Source organism: Bacillus sp. FSL H8-0534 (assembly GCF_038005885.1).
In the GTDB taxonomy this organism is placed as follows: Bacteria; Bacillota; Bacilli; order Bacillales; family Bacillaceae_G; genus Bacillus_A; species Bacillus_A pseudomycoides.
Map to the genome: position 1 here is coordinate 3,902,600 of NZ_JBBOUC010000001.1, position 14,795 is coordinate 3,917,394.

The 14,795-nt window shown below is 38.2% G+C and carries 13 protein-coding genes, 3 pseudogenes and 1 other annotated feature; of the genes and pseudogenes, 9 read left to right on the forward strand and 7 right to left on the reverse strand.

Going from position 1 to position 14,795, the window contains the following annotated elements:
- Window positions 1–121: 121 nt before the first annotated feature.
- The 7 genes and pseudogenes from MHH71_RS19800 to MHH71_RS19830 all read right to left on the reverse strand — a co-directional run bounded on the left by MHH71_RS19800 (window position 122) and on the right by MHH71_RS19830 (window position 4,893).
- Window positions 122–1,432: a PepSY-associated TM helix domain-containing protein gene (locus tag MHH71_RS19800; protein WP_003208782.1), complete on the reverse strand. Its 1,311-nt coding sequence runs from the start codon at window positions 1,430–1,432 to the stop codon at window positions 122–124.
- A gap of 174 nt (window positions 1,433–1,606) precedes the next feature.
- Entirely contained in the window at window positions 1,607–2,149 is a 543-nt protein-coding gene (locus MHH71_RS19805) for a hypothetical protein (RefSeq protein WP_006096275.1), read from the reverse strand.
- Between the two features lie 12 nt (window positions 2,150–2,161).
- Entirely contained in the window at window positions 2,162–2,845 is a 684-nt protein-coding gene (locus MHH71_RS19810) for an aspartate/glutamate racemase family protein (RefSeq protein ID WP_033799168.1), read from the reverse strand.
- A gap of 53 nt (window positions 2,846–2,898) precedes the next feature.
- Window positions 2,899–3,108, reverse strand: a pseudogene (locus tag MHH71_RS19815) (ATP-binding cassette domain-containing protein); the annotation flags it as partial.
- Window positions 3,091–3,237, reverse strand: a pseudogene (locus MHH71_RS19820) (ATP-binding cassette domain-containing protein); the annotation flags it as partial. The pseudogenes MHH71_RS19820 and MHH71_RS19815, both read right to left, overlap by 18 nt.
- 127 nt (window positions 3,238–3,364) lie before the next feature.
- A complete protein-coding gene (locus MHH71_RS19825; RefSeq protein ID WP_033799167.1) occupies window positions 3,365–3,937 on the reverse strand; it encodes a class I SAM-dependent methyltransferase in 573 nt (190 codons plus the stop codon).
- Window positions 3,934–4,893, reverse strand: a complete 960-nt coding sequence (locus MHH71_RS19830; protein WP_006096271.1) for a TIGR01212 family radical SAM protein — start codon at window positions 4,891–4,893, stop codon at window positions 3,934–3,936. Before MHH71_RS19830 ends, MHH71_RS19825 begins: the two co-directional genes overlap by 4 nt.
- 110 nt (window positions 4,894–5,003) lie before the next feature.
- Between MHH71_RS19830 and MHH71_RS19835 the strand changes: the two genes are divergently transcribed.
- From MHH71_RS19835 to MHH71_RS19875, 9 genes and pseudogenes are all read left to right on the forward strand, one after another.
- Window positions 5,004–5,267 carry a YtzC family protein gene (locus tag MHH71_RS19835; protein WP_003208776.1) on the forward strand — a complete coding sequence of 88 codons (264 nt, stop codon included), beginning with the start codon at window positions 5,004–5,006 and terminating at the stop codon, window positions 5,265–5,267.
- Between the two features lie 15 nt (window positions 5,268–5,282).
- Window positions 5,283–5,432 carry a hypothetical protein gene (locus tag MHH71_RS19840; RefSeq protein ID WP_003208774.1) on the forward strand — a complete coding sequence of 50 codons (150 nt, stop codon included), beginning with the start codon at window positions 5,283–5,285 and terminating at the stop codon, window positions 5,430–5,432.
- Between the two features lie 4 nt (window positions 5,433–5,436).
- A pseudogene (locus tag MHH71_RS19845) lies at window positions 5,437–5,568 on the forward strand (DUF418 domain-containing protein); the annotation flags it as partial.
- Between the two features lie 151 nt (window positions 5,569–5,719).
- Window positions 5,720–6,082, forward strand: coding sequence for a VOC family protein (locus MHH71_RS19850; protein WP_006096270.1), 363 nt, complete (start codon window positions 5,720–5,722; stop codon window positions 6,080–6,082).
- 450 nt (window positions 6,083–6,532) lie between these two features.
- Entirely contained in the window at window positions 6,533–7,294 is a 762-nt protein-coding gene (locus MHH71_RS19855; protein WP_018782089.1) for an ABC transporter ATP-binding protein, read from the forward strand.
- Window positions 7,295–7,310: 16 nt separating this feature from the next.
- On the forward strand, window positions 7,311–9,164 hold the full coding sequence (locus MHH71_RS19860) for an FtsX-like permease family protein (RefSeq protein WP_006096268.1): 1,854 nt from the start codon (window positions 7,311–7,313) through the stop codon (window positions 9,162–9,164).
- Window positions 9,165–9,328: 164 nt separating this feature from the next.
- The gene (locus tag MHH71_RS19865) at window positions 9,329–10,522 is read left to right on the forward strand and encodes an MDR family MFS transporter (protein ID WP_006096267.1); all 1,194 of its coding nucleotides are present in this window, start codon (window positions 9,329–9,331) and stop codon (window positions 10,520–10,522) included.
- A gap of 52 nt (window positions 10,523–10,574) precedes the next feature.
- Window positions 10,575–10,862: a binding site (T-box leader), on the forward strand.
- 66 nt (window positions 10,863–10,928) lie between these two features.
- Entirely contained in the window at window positions 10,929–13,337 is a 2,409-nt protein-coding gene (leuS, locus tag MHH71_RS19870; protein WP_006096266.1) for a leucine--tRNA ligase, read from the forward strand.
- A gap of 146 nt (window positions 13,338–13,483) precedes the next feature.
- On the forward strand, window positions 13,484–14,518 hold the full coding sequence (locus MHH71_RS19875) for a hypothetical protein (protein ID WP_327844029.1): 1,035 nt from the start codon (window positions 13,484–13,486) through the stop codon (window positions 14,516–14,518).
- Window positions 14,519–14,795 lie beyond the last annotated feature (277 nt).

A 14,795-nucleotide genomic window follows, 5' to 3' on the forward strand; every position in this document is an offset into this window, starting at 1 on the left:
GGTGCACGTCTTTTTCTATTTTGATTATTGGTGATGTTCTTTTTTTAATTCGTGAGAGAAAGAAAAAATTGGTCATAAATAAAAAGCATTTGTACAAGATGAATTGTACAAATGCTTTTTTCTATACTTTTTTTACCCGTATTTTAGAGAATAGATATAGTAAAAACTCAACTACAAAAATAATAAGAACAGATAAACCGAATAAAGGCATGACAATTCCTAATAAAATCATAATAAGTATAAAGGCAAATATGCTTTTTTTATCCTTTTGTTTTGATGGTGCTCCCACCTTACCTTGTGGCTTTCTTGCTAGCCACATTTTAACACCGAAATAAATGAGGAATAGTAAGGACAAGGTTGTAAGTAAGCATAGTATTTTGTTTGGCCATCCAAATAAATGTCCTTCATGAAGGGGGATACCATAAGAAAACCACTGTGCAAATAAGCCATAATCACGATAGTCAATTTTTGAAATGAGAGTGCCGCTATATTGATCAAAATAAGCAGTAATCTCTTCATTTGGTGATACGTGCATTCCTGTAATACCAGAACCGCTAGATTTTGAAATAGTGAATACTCCTTTTGGCTCATTTGGTAATGAAATGACATATGGTTTTTCAATTTGAATCGATTTCTCTAACTCATCAATTGAAAGAGCTGTCTGTTCGTTTGAATCTGATTGTGGCGGTGTTTCTTGTCTAGTCGCCCACGGTAACTCTTTAAACTTAGACTCTGGAGGAGCCATATATAATTTCGGATATCCTAGTGATTCATTGGAAGTTGCTATGTTATAAATTTGTTTTCCCATGAAAGCAGACCAAGGTAATCCTGTTAGTACTAAGAGAACGAGTGGAATTGTAAATACAATACCGATTATGCTATGAAGTCGTTTGGATCTCTCTCTAGCGTTTGATACTGGGGGTTTCTTGAAGCGTTTTATACTCATATATAAACCAGTAACAATTAAAAAAATCGTCCAGCAAGCGGCTAGTTCGACTAAGTAGTTTACAACGGTACCGCCTACTAGAAGAGAGCTATGTAATTCTCGCATAATATTTGCAAACGTTGCATCAGCATTTTGATCCCCAACAATTTGGTTATGTTTATCTAAGTAAACATACTTCTGATCACCTGTATATTCATTTGCCATTGTGAGTCTTGTATTATGATCATCTTTAAAATAGCTAATTTTCGTCACGTTATAGTGAGGATATTTCTTTTCTGTTGTTGAAATGGATTCAGACATAGAAAGAGATTCTGTTTGCCTACTATTTCCAAAATATAAATCTTTATAGATGAAATTCTCAACTTCCTCTCGAAACAAATAACCAATGCCGCTGAGTGATAAAGTAATGAGTAGTGGTGCTATGAAGAGACCGGCGTAAAAATGCCACCTCCAGAAAATATAATGAAGCGATCGATTCTTTTTCATATTTTAAATCCCCCGTCCAACCTTTTATAAAATGAATGCTCATTTAATATATCGGGATAAAGTGTGATTACTTTGAAAGAATTGTGAAAAATGTTAAAAGTTTTAGGGGCATATAAAAAAGACGTGCAGCATGCGCACGTCTTTTTAGCGATTTCTGTCGAGGGATTGATATATTTATAGGCGCGAAGAACAATGTTGGATACATAGTTCTGTCGAGCGAATAAGTTCTTCATTTCCTTTTTTCATTCGAATTTGGAGTGCTTTTTGAAAGTAAGGTAAAGCTACATTCAGATCTCCTTCATCTAGTTTACTTTTTCCGTAATGTTGATAGAGAAAATCTTCGTAATTTGTTAAAGCATTTTGGTGCAACATATGAAAGAGTTCAGCAAAGATTTCATTTGCTTTTTCAAAGTCACTTTCCCAATGATATACATGAGCAAGGCGAAGTTTGTTAATAAAAATTCCTTGCGTATGTTGTAAGGCTTCATATCTTTCTATGGCCTTTTGTAAGTAGTATTTGCTCTCAGAAAGGTTTTCTACGATTCGGTCGTAAACACCAATTAAACCGCATTGCTTCGCATATGATATATCTGAATGAGCTAAATTTGTTTTTAAAAATGTAATCCCTTGCTTCATTTCAGCAAGGGATAGTGGTTTTTCGCGGAGATTTTCATCGAATGTATAGCCCATTTCAAAAGGGATGTTTTCTATTTGCATGGAATTCTCCTTCTATACTTTTTTGTTGGACAAGTATTCATTCACCACTGCCTTCGCAAGGCAAGCTGATGAATCCACTAAATAAAGGCTGTGTGCTCCGGTGTTTAATACAACGTTTAAATCTGTACAAGCTATAATAACTCCATCTACCGTTTCAGCTAATTCTATGCAAAGTGTACGCCATGATTTAGTTGCGTCAGGCAAGTCTCCTATTTTTATGTTTGAGATAATTTGAGTGATAGCCGTTTGCCAGCTATTTTTATGTATATAGTCCATACCACGTTTTGCGATCCCATCTTGATATATACCGGACTGAACAGTCGCATCGGTTGCTAAGAGAGCTACTTTCCTTACGTGATCGGGTATTTCTTTTATCGTCTCATCCACCATATTTAAAATGGGAACTGAAATTGAATTTTGTAATTCATAAAAATATAAGTGCGCTGTATTACAAGGCATGGCAATAAAATCGACACCTGTGTTTTCAAGTTTTTGAGCACCATTTATAATAGCCTTTTCCATGGCTTTATGATCAATCGGTCTATCTATATAAAAAGGTGTTGGACAAGAATAAATCATCATATGAGGAAAATCCATATCATGTTTCGCACCGTATACTCTTTGGCATTGCTCAACTACTGTATCAACGAAGGGGCCTGTCGATTTCGGCCCCATTCCTGCTAGTATTCCAATCATTGTTGTATATCCTCCTGATTTCATAATCTAAATTTAGAAATTCTTGTTTTCGTCTACATGTTCCTTCTTTTTCGTACAAGATAAAGAAACAAACTCATTAAAACAAATGAATATGCAAGTGCCTATGCAGTAAGCCAAAGCACGTGAACAAGCAAATGATGTTCATATTGTCCAAGCATCAGAAAACTATTGATAGGCGGAAAAACCCATAATAGTTCCGGCATTTCTTTTTTGAGATGAATGGAAGCAATCATTTTGAGTAAAGTACTTTTTCCAGTACCATTGCCACCGATAATGGCAACCGCTTGTCCTTTTGGAATAGATAAATGAATGTCTTTTAGTAGCAGTTGTTTGCCATAGGCCTTTTGTATTTCCTTTCGTTCTAATAACAAAATGATTGCCTCCTTCTTTATAGATTTCTCACATCCATTATATGGTATATTTTATTCTCGGAACAATAAAAAAACGTGCAGCACATGCACGTTTTTTATAACGATTCTTGTTGAATCGCCGATATATTTAGCGTTTCTCAATCGCCACAATAAATGGCGGATTATTTTGTTGGTTGATGAAGCCGTAACGAAGTACGTGAGCTTGTTTTTGATCCAGCTCTTCGGCGAATTGCAGGACAGCATCGCGCTCGACTTGTCCTTCTGAATGACCATGATAAATAACAAGGACGATGATGCCTTCTGGTGCCATGACTTCTAATAATTGTTCGATAGCAGCTATCGTTGAATTTGGTTTTGTAACGATATGCTTGTCACCGCCAGGAAGGTAACCTAAGTTGAAAATGGCTCCGGTTACTTTGCCTTTTGCTTCTTCTGGTAATACAGATAACAAAGTATCGTGGCTATCATGAACGAGAACAGTTCGTTCTTCAAGTCCTCTTTCTTTTAGGTGAGTAGCCGAACTTTCAATTGCTTTACGCTGAATATCAAATCCGAATACTTTCCCGTGTTCGCCAACAATCTCCGCTAAAAAACAAGTATCGTGACCGTTGCCAAGTGTTGCGTCTACAGCATAATCACCTTCTTTGACAGCTGTTTGCAAAAGCGTGCGTGCAAACGGTAATACACGTTCTAATTTCATACGGGTTTCACCTCATTTGCATATTTTCCTTGCCAGCTTCCGCGGCGTATAAATTCCGCATCGATGGAATTTAATACTTCCCATTTATTTAAGCTCCACATTGGACCAATCATTAAGTCAGGTGGACCGTCACCTGTGATGCGGTGCACAATGACATCTGCTGGAATGATTTCAAGTTGGTCCACAACAAGACTGACATAATCTTCAAGAGAAAGGAATTCTAACTGTCCTTTTTCATATTGCTTCACCATTGGTGTTCCTTTTAATAAATGAAGTAAGTGAATTTTAATACCTTGTACATCAAGTTTTGCGACTTCACGTGCAGTTTCCATCATCATGTCGTAGTCTTCAAGCGGAAGCCCATTAATAATATGGGAGCATACTTTAATGCCATGCTTACGAAGTTTGTTTACACCTTCTACATATGATGGATAATCATGAGCACGGTTAATGAGGTTCGCAGTGCGCTCATGAACGGTTTGCAGTCCAAGTTCAACCCAAAGATACGTGCGTTTATTTAAATCAGCTAAATATTCAACGACATCGTCAGGTAAACAGTCGGGACGAGTTGCGATTGAAAGACCAACAACATCTTTTTCTGCCAACAGCGGTTCGAATTTTTCTTTTAGCATTTCTAATGGAGCATGCGTATTGGTGTATGCTTGGAAATAAGCGATACACTTTCCATCTTTCCACTTCGAGTGCATTTTTTCTTTCATTTCATGATACTGCGTTACAACATCATCGCGGCGATCGCCAGCAAAGTCACCAGAACCAGCAGCGCTGCAAAATGTGCATCCGCCGTATGCGACTGTGCCATCACGGTTTGGGCAATCAAATCCAGCGTCTAATGAAACTTTAAAGATTTTTTCGCCGAATTCTTTTCGTAAGTGATAATTCCACGTATGGTAACGTTTATTGTCATTTGTATATGGAAAAGGGTTTTGAACCTTCATTACATATCCCTCCTAAAGCCTAAAATGAAACAAAATCCATTATAACATACTCATAAGGTCGATATGGAAGGGACACACTAAGGGAGAACTAAAGGCAAGGAGGCTACATCATGGCAGAGCGTCAATCACTTGAAGAATACATTACGCAAGCAGAGCAAGCTATAGAATATGCAAAAGAGCAATTAGATATCGGAAGTAGACAAGAGCATTACAATACAATGGAGTATTCTGATGCACAATTACAATTAGAACAAGCTTATAACGATTTACAAATTATGCAGCAACATGCGAATGATGAACAACGTGAGCAATTAAATCGTGCACGTATGGCAGTTCGTCAATTACAGCACCAAATGATTATTACACCGCACTAATAAGGAGTGAATGTAATGGCAAAGCGCTCAGATCAAAATAACCCAGAGCAAAAAACGCAAAATGGACATAACGCTGAGTTCTCAAATGAACTCGATCCAGTGGTACAAGCAAAACAGCGTAATCGTAAAAAAGGACAACCACAAAAATCAAAGCAATCAGAGTAAGCCAGGTCGCTTGTTTAATTTTACAGGAAACCTGACGTATATGCAGACTCTATATGTATGTATTGCAATTTATACAATCTAAATTATTTTCAGTGTCATCTAGATGAAGTTTTTCAAGATGGGGCCATTCGAATAAATTTGGCGTGTGATTACGTATTGGACAGTTACGCCTTTAAAAAAATAATGTTGGAGAAAAAACTGCTTCAGAAATGGAGCAGCTTTTTGTATTTTTGAATCTCTCCGTTATAATTAAGATTCAAGTAAGCAGAGTAACGGAGGAATAAACAATGATTGCACATATTGGTACAGTAGCAGTTTACGTAGATGATCAACAACAGGCACTTGAATTTTGGACAGAGAAAGCGGGATTTGAAGTATATCGTAACGATCCAATGGGACCAAACGCAAGCTGGATTGAAGTAGGACCAAAAGGCACACGTTCGCACTTAGTCATTTATCCCAAAACAATGATGCCAAATGCAAATGAGCTAAAAGCATCAATCGTGTTCGTAACAGAAAATATGACAGAAACGTATGAAACAATGAAGAAGAACGGGGTAGAATTTACACAAGAGCCAAATAAAATGCCTTGGGGTACATTCTCTATCTTTAACGATAATGAAGGGAATGAATTCGTTTTAAAAGGTTAAAACAATAAAAGGAAAAGCTGAGCTTACATGGGCTCGGCTTTTTGTGCGCCATTATAATCTGAATTGCCGAATATTACGAATTTTTTATCGTTATTTGTGGTAATATATGGTATGTTAATAGATGGACATTTAAATTTTTGGATGTATTGGTTTGTTTATAAAAAGCATGATAAGGAAAATGTGAAGGGGAAGGGATATAGACGAACAATACTATGAAAATAAAGAATGTCGATGTATATTACGAATGTAAATGTTAGCAAGGTAACACGTTTTTAATGTGATTTTTTCTATGAAACTGAATGGAATGAATCTATTGATATGGTTCTAAAAAAATGAAAAATAAGCATTTATATTACAAAAGTGTAAGGTAAATGTAATGTTAAACAATGGTAGATGATGCAGAAATGGTACAAACTAGGAAGTGGAAAAACAATTGTAGGAGGATATAGGATGAGCAAACCAGTTGTAGACGTAAAAAACGTCCAAAAAGTATACGGTAAAAAAGGCGAGAGCCAATCACATGCCTTAAAAGGTGTATCATTCTCTATTCAAGAGGGTGAATTTGTTGGAATTATGGGGCCATCTGGTTCAGGGAAAACAACGTTATTAAATGTAATTTCAACATTGGATAAAGCAACGGGCGGCGTTGTTGAAATTGCAGGTACAGATATTACAAAAATGAAGCAAGGAGAACTATCTGATTTCCGCTCACAAAAGTTAGGATTCATCTTCCAAGACTTTAACTTATTAGAAAACTTATCAATCTATGAAAATATTGCTCTGCCACTTTCTTTGCAAGGCGTTCCATCACGTAAAATTGGACCGAAAGTAGAAAAGGTAGCTGAAATGTTAGGAATTTCAGAAATACTTCAAAAGTACCCATCTGAAGTATCTGGTGGACAAAAACAGCGTTCAGCAGCAGCGCGTGCGCTTGTACATGAGCCAGCGATCATTTTAGGAGACGAGCCAACAGGAGCGCTTGATTCTAAAAATGCAACGAGTCTTTTAGATGCAATGACAAACTTAAATGAAGAACAAGGTGTATCGATTATGATGGTTACCCACGATCCATATAGCGCAAGTTACTGTCAGCGTATTTTATTCATTCAAGACGGCGAGTTATACAAAGAAATTCACCGCGGTGGTACGCGCGAAGCGTTCTATAAAGAAATTTTAGATGTGCTTGCAGACTTAGGCACACAAAAAGCATAAGAAAGGAGGTTCAGACATGTTATTTAAGCTTTCTATGTCAGGACTGAAAAGCAAGCTGAAAGATTACATTGTCTTACTTGTTGGTCTTGTAATGTCAATTTCGATCTTTTACATGTTCCAAACGTTAGCATTGAATAAAGCGTTTATTGAGGCGAATTCTGTAATCAGTAGTATTCAATTCGTCTTCCATGCTGGAGCGGTACTATTAGCTATCATTACATTCTTCTATATTTTATATGCTAATTCTTTCTTGCTATCACTTCGTCAAAAAGAATTTGGTATGTATATGATGTTAGGAGCCAAAAAGCATAAGGTGACACTGCTTATGTTTATTGAAACAATTGTATTAGGAGCAGCATCTCTTGTAGTTGGTATTGCAGTCGGTGTAGGGCTCGCGCAAGGAATTGGTAAACTACTTATGCAACAGCTTGAATTTACTGCAGGTGGCTATCATGCATTTTATGCTCCATCTATGCTTGTTACATGTATTTTCTTCTTAGTACTATTTGTTTTATCAGCAATTATGAATAGTATCAAATTATCACGTATTACGGTTCTACAACTGGTTCATGCTGATTCTAAAACGGATCGTGTTTCTAAAGCAGGAGTAAAGACTGTTATAGCTGCATTCGTTGGAATTATTCTATTAGCAATCGGCTATGCTTCTATGATTTACATGGGTAAGTTGGCGCAAATGGGGGTTATTATTGCATTAATCACTGTAACGTCTGGAACTTACATGTTATTTGGAACATTCCTTCCGCTTATTATTAAAAAGCTAAAGAGTAATAAAAAGCGTACTGAAAAAGGACTTAATGCTTTTACATTTGCACAGTTAAATTTCCGCATCAATAGCTTAACAAAAGTACTAGCTACAGTAGCGATGTTAGTGGCGCTTGGAGCGGGTGCGATTTCAGGCGGTATGGCGTTCAAAAATAACGTTATGCTTACTGTCGATGGTTTGGCAATTTATGATGTTGCGATTCATAATCCAACAGCCGAAGAGAAGAAAATTTTAGATGGTATTACATTTAAAGAGAAAAGTGAATATCGTTACAAAACAGACGATAAATATGTCTATTATTTAAAAGAAGATTTAGAGAAAAATCGTCCTTTAATACAAGATTTAAAAGATTTTAAAGGAATGAAAGATATTGGTAAAGTAAAACGAGTTTCTGAAGAACTGCCAGTAGGTGCGATTTCGAGTTCCGGTCAAGAAAAATCTGATAATGTGATTCCAAAGGAGTGGGATCAGGCATTAAGCACGATTCATCCAATTTATGTATCCCCTAATCAAACAATTAAAATTGTAGACCAAAAAATGTATGATGGTTTGCAAGGTAAAGAGGGCGTTGCATTACTTGGAAAAGTAGATGATTTCTTAACATATAAAAAAGAGTGGAAAAAAATTGACGAGTTGCAGCTAGTTAAATATAAAAATGTAAAAGAAAATTCCTTGCAAAGTAAGAACCAGTTTTATACTGGATTTTACGGCATCGCTAGTGGAACAGTATTTATGGGGCTCTTCCTAGGAATTGCTTTCTTAGCAATGATGGCAAGTTGTTTAATGTTTAAAATTCTATCGGGTGCATCAAGCGATATCACACGTTACCAAATGCTTCGTAAAATCGGTGTTCGCCGTGAATTATTAACGAAGTCTATCTATAAAGAATTATTCTTAGTATTCTTATTCCCAGCGATTGTCGGTATTGCTCACGTGTTAGTTGGTATGAATATTTTCGGATTTATCTTAATTGACCCGTATTTCCGTATTTGGTTACCAATTGTAATTTTCGTGGTCATTTACACAATTTACTACTTCATTACAGTTCAATTGTATAAAGGAATTGTTCTTCCGAAAGAGGACTAAGAGTTAGAAAATACCGAGTAGAGGGTGCTCGGTATTTTTTCTTTTTCATTTAAATATCATTATCTGAATTTCATCAACTATTAATCAGTTGCCTTCCTATTTAAAAACGACTACAATTTTACTGTTATGTATAGAACGAAAAAAACAGAATAGGAGGGGAAACTATGCCAAGGAAAGTATGGCTATTAGTAGCTGGGATGATTATTAATGTCACAGGTGCTTCTTTTTTATGGCCATTTAATACAATTTATTTACATGATCATTTAGGAAAATCGTTATCTGTGGCCGGAATGGTATTAATGATTAACTCGTTAACAGGAGTAATTGGTAACTTACTCGGCGGTGTTTTATTTGATAAATGGGGCGGATATAAGTCGATTTTAGTAGGAATTGTGATTACACTATTAGCGATTTTAGGTCTTGTATTCTTCCATGGTTGGCCATTATATATTGTGTGGCTTGCGTTAATTGGATTCGGTTCTGGTATGGTCTTTCCATCGATGTATGCGATGGTTGGTACGGTTTGGCCAGAAGGCGGACGGAGAGCATTTAATGCGATGTATGTTGGACAAAACGTTGGAATCGCTGTTGGTACAGCGTGCGGTGGTTTAGTTGCTTCTTATCGTTTTGATTATATTTTCTTAGCGAACTTTATTTTATACTTTATTTTCTTCTTAATTGCCTTTATCGGATTCCGTGGTATGGAAGATCAGAAAGATAAGAGTGTAGAAGTAAAAGAAGGAAAGAAAAAAGGTTGGTCACTTACACCAGGATTCAAGGCACTTCTTATCGTATGTGTAGCATATGCTTTATGCTGGGTTACATATGTACAATGGCAAGGTGCGATTGCGACACATATGCAGGAATTAAATATTAGCCTTCGTCATTACAGCCTGTTATGGACGATAAACGGGGCGATGATTGTTTGTGCGCAGCCATTAGTAAGTACGATTATTCGTGCGATGAAGCGTTCTTTGAAACAACAAATTATGATCGGAATCGGCATTTTTGCAGTGTCATTTATTGTACTTAGTCAAGCACAGCAATTTACCATGTTCCTTGTCGCGATGGTGACATTAACAATTGGTGAATTATTTGTTTGGCCAGCTGTTCCAACGATTGCGAATATCCTTGCACCAAATGATAAGCTCGGTTTTTATCAAGGTGTTGTAAATAGCGCAGCGACTGTTGGGAAAATGTTTGGCCCAGTTGTTGGCGGAGCAATTGTTGACTTATACAATATGGAAGTATTGTTTATAGCAATCATGGTAATGCTTGTAGTAGCGCTTATCGCAACAAGCATTTATGATAAACGAGTGAAAGTGGAAGAAACAGTAGAAGAAAAAATTGCAGTTTAGTTTGACGGAACATGTAACATGTTTTAGAATATATTTAAATTAACTCATACTTGTAATAACAGTGAGAAGGAGTAGTAGTAATAGAAGCTGGTTTAGAGAGTTGACGGTTGGTGCAAGTCAATCCACGTTTCGTTATGAACTCGCCTTTGAGTTGCAGTTGTGAACCAAAGTAGCAATTGCCGTCTATCCACGTTACGGATCTAAGCGAATGTATATATTAGTGCTTGTTCAAAAGGAAGATAAAGAAATGCGACAGCTATCTTTACCGAACGTTTTGAACATCCTTTATTACATTAATTTAGGGTGGTACCGCGGGAATCTATAACCTCTCGTCCCTTTCTAGGGATGAGAGGTTTTTTGTATTTTAGGCGGTGAAAATAAATACAATTTGAATGGAGGATATCTCATGAGCTTTAATCATCAAGAAATTGAGAAGAAGTGGCAAGCGTATTGGGAAGAGAATAAAACATTCCGCACGCCAGATGAGACAGAAAAACCAAAATTTTATGCACTAGATATGTTCCCATATCCATCAGGAGCTGGGCTACACGTAGGACATCCAGAAGGATATACAGCAACGGATATTTTATCTCGTATGAAACGTATGCAAGGATATAACGTTCTTCATCCAATGGGATGGGATGCATTCGGTCTTCCAGCAGAGCAATATGCACTTGATACTGGAAATAGCCCAGCAGAATTTACAGAGAAAAACATCAACACGTTCCGTAACCAAATTAAAGCACTTGGCTTCTCTTATGATTGGGACCGTGAAGTAAATACAACAGATCCAAACTACTACAAATGGACACAATGGATCTTCTTACAGCTATTTGAAAAAGGATTAGCTTACGTAGATGAAATACCTGTAAACTGGTGCCCAGCACTTGGTACAGTACTTGCGAACGAAGAAGTTATCGACGGTAAGAGTGAGCGCGGTGGACATCCTGTTGAGCGTCGTCCGATGAAACAATGGATGTTAAAAATCACTGCATATGCAGATCGTCTGCTTGAAGATTTAGATGATCTTGATTGGCCGGAAAGCTTAAAAGATATGCAACGTAACTGGATCGGTCGTTCTGAAGGTGCAGAAGTACACTTTAACATCGATGGTACAGATGAGAAGTTTACAGTCTTCACAACGCGTCCTGATACACTATTTGGTGCAACTTACTGTGTACTTGCTCCAGAGCATGCGCTTGTTGCGGAAATTACAACTGCGGATCAAAAAGAAGCAGTAGAAGCGTACATTGATTCTGTAAAAGCGAAAAGTGATTTAGAGCGTACAGAACTTGCGAAAGAAAAAACAGGCGTATTTACTGGTGCTTATGCAATTAACCCAGTAAACGGTGAGAAATTACCAATATGGATTGCTGACTATGTACTTGCAACTTACGGAACAGGTGCTGTAATGGCAGTTCCAGCCCACGATGAGCGTGATTATGAGTTTGCACAAGTATTTAGCCTTCCAATGAAAGAAGTTGTAAAAGGCGGAGACATCACGAAAGAAGTATATACAGGTGATGGTCCACACGTAAACTCAGCATTTCTTGATGGTCTAAATAAAGAAGAAGCAATTGCAAAAATGATTGAATGGCTTGAAGTAACAAGTGCAGGAAATCAAAAAGTAACATACCGTCTTCGTGACTGGTTATTCAGTCGTCAACGTTACTGGGGTGAGCCAATTCCAGTTATCCATTGGGAAGATGGCACAATGACAGCTGTGAAAGAAGAAGAATTACCATTAGTTCTTCCAAAAACAGAAAACATTCGTCCATCTGGTACAGGTGAATCACCACTTGCAAACATCGAAGAGTGGGTAAATGTTGTCGATCCTGAGACTGGTAAAAAAGGTCGTCGTGAAACAAATACAATGCCGCAATGGGCTGGTAGCTGCTGGTACTACCTACGTTACATCGACCCAAACAACAGCGAAGCACTTGTAGATCCTGAAAAAGTAAAACAATGGCTTCCAGTTGATATTTATATCGGCGGTGCAGAGCACGCTGTACTTCACTTACTATATGCTCGTTTCTGGCATAAAGTATTATATGATATCGGTGTGGTTCCAACGAAAGAGCCATTCCAACAATTATTTAACCAAGGTATGATTCTAGGTGAAAATAACGAGAAAATGAGTAAATCAAAAGGGAATGTTGTAAACCCTGATGATATCGTAGCAAGCCATGGTGCAGATACACTTCGTCTTTACGAAATGTTCATGGGACCATTAGATGCTTCAATTGCTTGGTCTGAAAATGGTCTTGACGGAGCTCGTCGTTTCTTAGATCGTGTATGGCGTCTATTTGTTCAAGATAATGGTGAACTAAGTGAGAAAATCACAGATGCCTCTAATCAAGAACTTGAGAAAGCATACCATCAAACAGTGAAGAAAGTTACAGAAGACTATGCAGAGCTTCGCTTTAACACTGCAATTTCTCAAATGATGATGTTCATTAACGATGCATATAAAACAGAAGTACTTCCGAAAGAATATGTAGAAGGTTTCGTGAAAATGATTGCACCAGTTGCACCGCACGCTGCGGAAGAACTTTGGAGCAAGCTTGGACACAGTGAAACAATCACATATGCAAGCTGGCCAACATTTGATGAGTCTAAACTTGTAGAAGATGAAGTTGAAATCGTTGTTCAAGTTATGGGTAAAGTTCGTGCGAAACTGAAAACGAAAAAAGACGCATCAAAAGAAGAAATGGAACAACTTGCTATCGAAGTAGTGAAAGAACAAATTGAAGGGAAAACAGTTCGTAAAGTAATTGTTGTTCCTGGAAAACTTGTTAATATCGTTGCAAATTAATAGGAAAGAGCAGTCCTTATGAGAGGGCTGCTCTTTTTTTTAGACAACTGAAAAATGAGTGGAATTCCCTTATAGACAAACACCTATTCTTGTATGAGAAATATGATAACAAAGGCAGGTTAAATTGAGAGAAAGAGGTGAAAGAAATGAAAGGGATGGATAATAACGCATCGCACGGCTTTATGATAGGTCAGGATGGCTATGCACAAATGCTAATGGGAGGAGCTGGACAACAAGGATATGGCGGGAACCCAACATGGATGGGCGGATCATCAGAAGGAGTTCCTACATCTGTAGCTGGAGCGCAAACCGGAATGCCAACATTCGTGGGAGGAGCGCAGGGTGGAGTTCCTATAGGAGTACCAACTACATTTCCGGCATTTGTAGGAGGAGCGCAAGGTGGAGTTCCTGTAGGAGCGCCAACTACATTTCCGGCATTTGTAGGAGGAGCGCAAGGTGGAGTTCCTGTAGGGGCACCAACTACATTTCCAACATTTGTAGGCGGGGCACAATCTGGCTTCCCTGCATCAGTTGGTCCGCAACCAGGATTTGGTGGTGTTGCTCCTATTCTAGTAGGAGGAGTAGGTCCACAAATGATTCATGGTCATCACGTCCATCACGGTCATCACGTCCATCACGGTCATCACGTCCATCACGGTCATCACGTCCATCACGGTCACCACCAACATCACGGTCACCACCAACATCACGGTCACCAGCAACATGGTCACCACCAGCAACACGGCCATCATCAGCAACAAGTACATCATCATGGTCACCATCAAATTCATCCACAGGCTGTTTTATATCAAACACAACACCATGGTCAGCATCAACACCATGGTCAGCATCAACACCATGGTCAGCATCAACACCATGGTCAGCATCAACACCATGGTCAGCATCAACACCATGGTCAGCATCAACACCATGGTCAGCATCAACACCATGGTCAGCATCAACACCATGGCCAGCATCAACATCATGGTCAGCATCAACATCATGGTCAGCATCAACACCATGGCCAGCATCAACATCATGGTCAGCATCAACACCATGGCCAGCATCAACACCATGGTCAACAACATCAACAACAGCAAACATGGTATGGCGGAGCGGGAAGTGCAGGAAGTACTGCAGGAACAGCGGGCGCGGCAGGGCATGCTGGACACGGACACTAATAGAGTAAATAAAAAACATAAAAAAATTCTCTTGTACGCAAGGGGATTTTTTATTTTGGGAATAGTAAGGAGGAGAGGAGGTGCATTACATATGGGAAAAGGTAGAAGTAATAATGCTGGTAAAAAGCAACCGAATTTCGATGATTCATCTAATTTCGCTAAACAAAGTCAACCGACAGAAAAGAAGAAAAAATAAAGTGAAACTTTAATCAGTGGGGGTTCTCTTCATCCCCCACTGATTATTAGCCCTCACCAATCGGGCTTTTACGGGCAGTTT

Excerpts from the sequence above, each read along its gene's own strand:
- MHH71_RS19800 (WP_003208782.1), bottom strand. The coding sequence starts at position 1,432 with ATGAAAAAGAATCGATCGCTTCATTATATTTTCTGGAGGTGGCATTTT.
- MHH71_RS19805 (WP_006096275.1), bottom strand. The coding sequence starts at position 2,149 with ATGCAAATAGAAAACATCCCTTTTGAAATGGGCTATACATTCGATGAA.
- MHH71_RS19810 (WP_033799168.1), bottom strand. The coding sequence starts at position 2,845 with ATGATTGGAATACTAGCAGGAATGGGGCCGAAATCGACAGGCCCCTTC.
- MHH71_RS19825 (WP_033799167.1), bottom strand. The coding sequence starts at position 3,937 with ATGAAATTAGAACGTGTATTACCGTTTGCACGCACGCTTTTGCAAACA.
- MHH71_RS19830 (WP_006096271.1), bottom strand. The coding sequence starts at position 4,893 with ATGAAGGTTCAAAACCCTTTTCCATATACAAATGACAATAAACGTTAC.
- MHH71_RS19835 (WP_003208776.1), top strand. The coding sequence starts at position 5,004 with ATGGCAGAGCGTCAATCACTTGAAGAATACATTACGCAAGCAGAGCAA.
- MHH71_RS19840 (WP_003208774.1), top strand. The coding sequence starts at position 5,283 with ATGGCAAAGCGCTCAGATCAAAATAACCCAGAGCAAAAAACGCAAAAT.
- MHH71_RS19850 (WP_006096270.1), top strand. The coding sequence starts at position 5,720 with ATGATTGCACATATTGGTACAGTAGCAGTTTACGTAGATGATCAACAA.
- MHH71_RS19855 (WP_018782089.1), top strand. The coding sequence starts at position 6,533 with ATGAGCAAACCAGTTGTAGACGTAAAAAACGTCCAAAAAGTATACGGT.
- MHH71_RS19860 (WP_006096268.1), top strand. The coding sequence starts at position 7,311 with ATGTTATTTAAGCTTTCTATGTCAGGACTGAAAAGCAAGCTGAAAGAT.
- MHH71_RS19865 (WP_006096267.1), top strand. The coding sequence starts at position 9,329 with ATGCCAAGGAAAGTATGGCTATTAGTAGCTGGGATGATTATTAATGTC.
- leuS (WP_006096266.1), top strand. The coding sequence starts at position 10,929 with ATGAGCTTTAATCATCAAGAAATTGAGAAGAAGTGGCAAGCGTATTGG.
- MHH71_RS19875 (WP_327844029.1), top strand. The coding sequence starts at position 13,484 with ATGAAAGGGATGGATAATAACGCATCGCACGGCTTTATGATAGGTCAG.